Source organism: Kitasatospora sp. NPDC059812 (genome assembly GCF_042732075.1).
Taxonomy (GTDB): Bacteria; Actinomycetota; Actinomycetes; order Streptomycetales; family Streptomycetaceae; genus Kitasatospora.
This window is the reverse complement of sequence record NZ_JBHWIO010000051.1, coordinates 56,474-61,088: the sequence shown is the minus strand read 5'-3', so window position 1 is coordinate 61,088 and position 4,615 is coordinate 56,474. Positions and strand designations below refer to the sequence as shown.

Genomic DNA, 4,615 nt, shown 5'->3' with positions numbered 1-4,615 from the left:
GCGTGCGCCACAGCGGCAGGAACGTTCAACCTGGCGGCGGGAGCCAACAGACAGGTCTTCTGCAACCTCCCCAACGTCACCGCCCCGACGACGAACGTCGTCACGGCGACCTTCCCCGGACCCGGCGGCACCCCCATCACCACACCGCCGTCGGAAGCGACCGCCAACGTTCCGTCGCTGGCCATCGTCAAGGAGGTCTGCACCTCGGCAACGGTCGCCAACTGCATCGAGGGTGGTAACGGCCCCTGGGCCGGCGTCACCACCGTTCCGCCCGGCGCCACCGCGTACTGGCGGATCACCGTCACCAACACCGACGGCGTCGACATCTCCGGCATCACCCTGACGGATGCCGTCACCCCGGCGTGCGCCACGGTCGCCGGCATGTTCAACCTCCCGGCAGGGGCGAGCACCCAGGTCTTCTGCAACCTCCCCGGCATCACCACCTCGACGACGAACGTCGTCACGGCGAGCTTCCCCGGCCCCGGCGGCACCCCCATCACCACACCGCCCGCCGAGGCCACAGTCGACGTTCCGTCGCTGGCGATCGTCAAGGAGGTCTGCACCTCGGCAACCGCGGGTGACTGCGGATCCGGCGGCAATGGCCCCTGGGCCGGCGTCACCACCGTCGCCCCCGGCGGCACCGCCTACTGGCGCATCACCGTCACCAACACCGGTGCGGTGAACATCTCCGGCATCACGCTCAACGACGCCGTCACCCCGGCATGCGCCACGGCCGCCGGCACGTTCGATCTGGCAGCGGGAGCGAACAAGCAGATCTTCTGCAACCTCGCCAACGTCACGAAGCCCACCACCAACGTCGTCACGGCCACCTTCCCCGGCCCCGGCGGCACACCTCCGATCACCACACCACCCTCCGAAGCAACCGCCAACGTTCCCTCGCTGGCGATCGTCAAGGAAGTGTGCACCTCGGCAGTCGCCGCCGACTGCGGGCCCGGCGGCAGCGGCCCCTGGGCCGGCGGCACCACGGTTCCGTCCGGTGGCACCGCCTACTGGCGCATCACCGTCACCAACGACGGCCCCAGCGACATCACCGGCATCACCCTGACCGACCCCGTCACCCCGGCGTGCGCCACGGCCGCCGGCACCTTCAACCTGGCGGCAGGAGCGAACAAGCAGATCTTCTGCAACCTCGCCAACGTCACCCAGGCCACCGCCAACGTCGTCACCGCGACCTTCCCCGGCCCCGGCGGCACGCCCATCACCACCCCGCCCGCCGAGGCCACCGTCGACGCCCCGTCACTGACGATCCTCAAAGAGGTCTGCACCTCGACCACTGCGGCCGACTGCGCCAGCGGCGGTAGCGGCCCCTGGGCCAAGACGACCATCATCCCATCCGGTGCCACCGCGTACTGGCGGATCACCGTCACCAACACCGGGACGGTCCCCATCGCGGGCATCACCCTGACCGATGCCGTGACCCCGGCGTGCGTGACGGCCGCCGGAACGTTCAACCTGGCGACGGGGGCGAACAAGCAGGTCTTCTGCGACCTCGCCAACGTCACCACCTCGACCACCAACGTGGTGACAGCCACCTTCCCCGGCCCCGGTGGCCATCCCATCACCACACCACCGTCGGAAGCAACGGCTGACGTTCCGTCGCTGGCGATCGTCAAGGAGGTCTGCACCTCGACAACCGCCGCCGACTGCGGATCCGGCGGTAGCGGCCCCTGGGCCGGTGTCACCACCGTCGCACCGGGCGGCACCGCATACTGGCGGATCACCGTCACCAACACCGGTGCGGTCCCGGTCAACGGCATCACCCTGGCCGACCCCGTCACCGCGGGCTGCGTGACGGCGGCCGGCACGTTCAACCTGGCGCCGGGAGCAGACAAACAGATCTACTGCAACCTCCCCAACGTCACCACCTCGACCACCAACGTCGTGACGGCCACCTTCCCCGGCCCCGGCGGGACCCCCATCACCACCCCGCCCTCCGAGGCAGCAGTTGACGTTCCTTCCCTGACGATCGTCAAGGAGGTCTGTGCCTCCACCACAGCCGCGAACTGTGGGCCCGGCGGCAGCGGCCCCTGGGCCGGCGTCACCACCCTCGCGCCCGGCGGCACCGCCTACTGGCGCATCACCGTCACCAACACCGACGGCGTCGACATCAACGGCATCACCCTCAACGACGCCGTCACCCCGGCATGCGCCACAGCCGCCGGCACCTTCAACCTGACGCCGGGAGCAGACAAACAGATCTTCTGCAACCTCGCCAACGTCACCCAGTCCACCACCAACGTCGTCACCGCGACCTTCCCCGGCCCCGGCGGCACACCTCCGATCACCACACCGCCCTCCGAGGCCACGGCCAACGTTCCCTCGCTGACCATCAACAAGGAGGTCTGCACCTCGACAACCGCCGCCGACTGCGGATCCGGCGGTAACGGCCCCTGGGCCAGCATCACCACCGTCGCCCCCGGCGGCACCGCCTACTGGCGCATCACCGTCACCAACACCGACGGCGTCGACATCAACGGCATCACCTTGACCGACACCGTCACCCCGGGTTGCGTTACGGCGGCCGGCACCTTCAACCTGACGGCAGGAACCAGCAAGCAGATCTTCTGCAACCTCCCCAACGTCACCACCTCGACCACCAACGTGGTGACGGCCACCTTCCCGGGGCCGGGCGGCACACCTCCGATCACCACACCGCCGTCGGAAGCAACGGCCAACGTTCCCTCCCTCGCGATCGTCAAGGAGGTCTGCACCTCGACAACCGCCGCCGACTGCGGGCCCGGTGGTAACGGCCCCTGGGCCGGCATCACCACCGTCGCCCCCGGCGGCACCGCCTACTGGCGCATCACCGTCACCAACACCGACGGCGTCGACATCAACGGCATCACCCTGACCGACACCGTCACCCCGGGCTGCGCGACGGCCGCCGGCACCTTCAACCTGACGCCGGGAGCAGACAAACAGATCTTCTGCAACCTCCCCAACGTCACCCAGGCCACCACCAACGTCGTCACCGCGACCTTCCCCGGCCCCGGCGGCACACCTCCGATCACCACACCGCCCTCCGAAGCAACGGCCAACGTTCCCTCCCTCGCGATCGTCAAGGAAGTGTGCACCTCGACAACCGCCGCCGACTGCGGATCCGGCGGCAACGGCCCCTGGGCCAGCGTCACCACCCTCCCGCCCGGCGGCACCGCCTACTGGCGCATCACCGTCACCAACACCGACGGCGTCGACATCAACGGCATCACCCTCAACGACGCCGTCACCCCGGCATGCGCCACAGCCGCCGGCACCTTCAACCTCGCAGCAGGAGCGAACAAGCAGATCTTCTGCAACCTCCCCAACGTCACCGCCCCGACGACGAACGTCGTCACGGCGACCTTCCCGGGGCCCGGCGGCACCCCCATCACCACACCGCCGTCGGAAGCGACCGCCAACGTTCCGTCGCTGGCCATCGTCAAGGAGGTCTGCACCTCGGCAACCGCCGCCGACTGCGGGCCCGGCGGCAACGGCCCCTGGGCCAGCGTCACCACCCTCCCGCCCGGCGGCACCGCCTACTGGCGGATCACCGTCACCAACACCGACGGCGTCGACATCAACGGCATCACCCTGACCGACACCGTCACCCCGGCATGCGCCACAGCCGCCGGCACCTTCAACCTCGCAGCAGGAGCGAACAAGCAGATCTTCTGCTCCAGCTCCCACCTGACGGAGTCGACGACGAACACCGTCACGGCCACGTTCCCCGGTCCCGGTGGGACGCCCATCACCACCCCGCCCTCCGAGGCCACGGCGAACGTTCCCTCGCTGACCATCAACAAGGAGGTCTGCCAGTCCGACGTCCCCGGTAACTGCGCCGAGGGCGGGTCCGGTCCGTGGGGCAAGGAGACGACTCTCCACAAGAACGACGGCAAGGAGGACTGTGACCGCGACAAGTGCAAGGCGTACTGGCGGATCACCGTCACCAACACCGGTACGGTCGACATCAGCGGCATCACACTGAACGACCAGCAGGAGGCCTCCTGCGTCGTCGCTGCGGGGACGTTCAGTCTGGCCTCCGGGCAGGAGAAGAGGTTCTTCTGCTCCAGCGTCATCACGGAGGACACGACCAACACCGTGACGGCCTCCTTCCTGCCGCCGAACGCCGCGCCGGGTACCCCGCCGATCACCACTCCCCCGTCCTCCGCGATCGCACGCTGCGCCCCGCCCTGCGACAGGGACAAGTGCAACGAGCACAAGCCCGAGCCGGGTGACGGCCACGGCCACGGCGGTCACGGCGACGGGATGGAGGTCGGCCACGGACCGGAGCCGGCCGGCTACCCGCAGCCGGGTGGCGGCAACGTCCCCGGCCCGAACGGCGGGGTCCTGCCGCACACCGGCGCCGCTGTGGTGCCCTTCACCCTCACGAGCGCGCTCCTGGCGGGCCTCGGCGCCCTGCTGGTCGTGGTCGTCAGGGTTCGGCGGAACCGGAAGGGAGTGAGGAGCGAGTGATCGCAGCCTGACCGGGGTCTGATCGGCCCCGACCGGGGGGGGGGGGGCCCCACCCCCCCCGGGCCCCCCCCAGGGGGCGCGGGGTGGGGTGGGAGAAATGGGGGTGGTGGCAAGGGGGCGGGTGGCACGGCCAAGCTGGGGA

General features: G+C 69.9%; 1 protein-coding gene. It reads left to right on the top strand.

Translation table 11 applies throughout. From position 1 onward, the window contains the following. Window positions 1-4,473: beta strand repeat-containing protein (locus tag ACFV6D_RS24115; RefSeq protein WP_380561091.1), on the top strand; the 4,473-nt coding region annotated here is incomplete at its 5' end. Window positions 4,474-4,615: the final 142 nt, after the last annotated feature.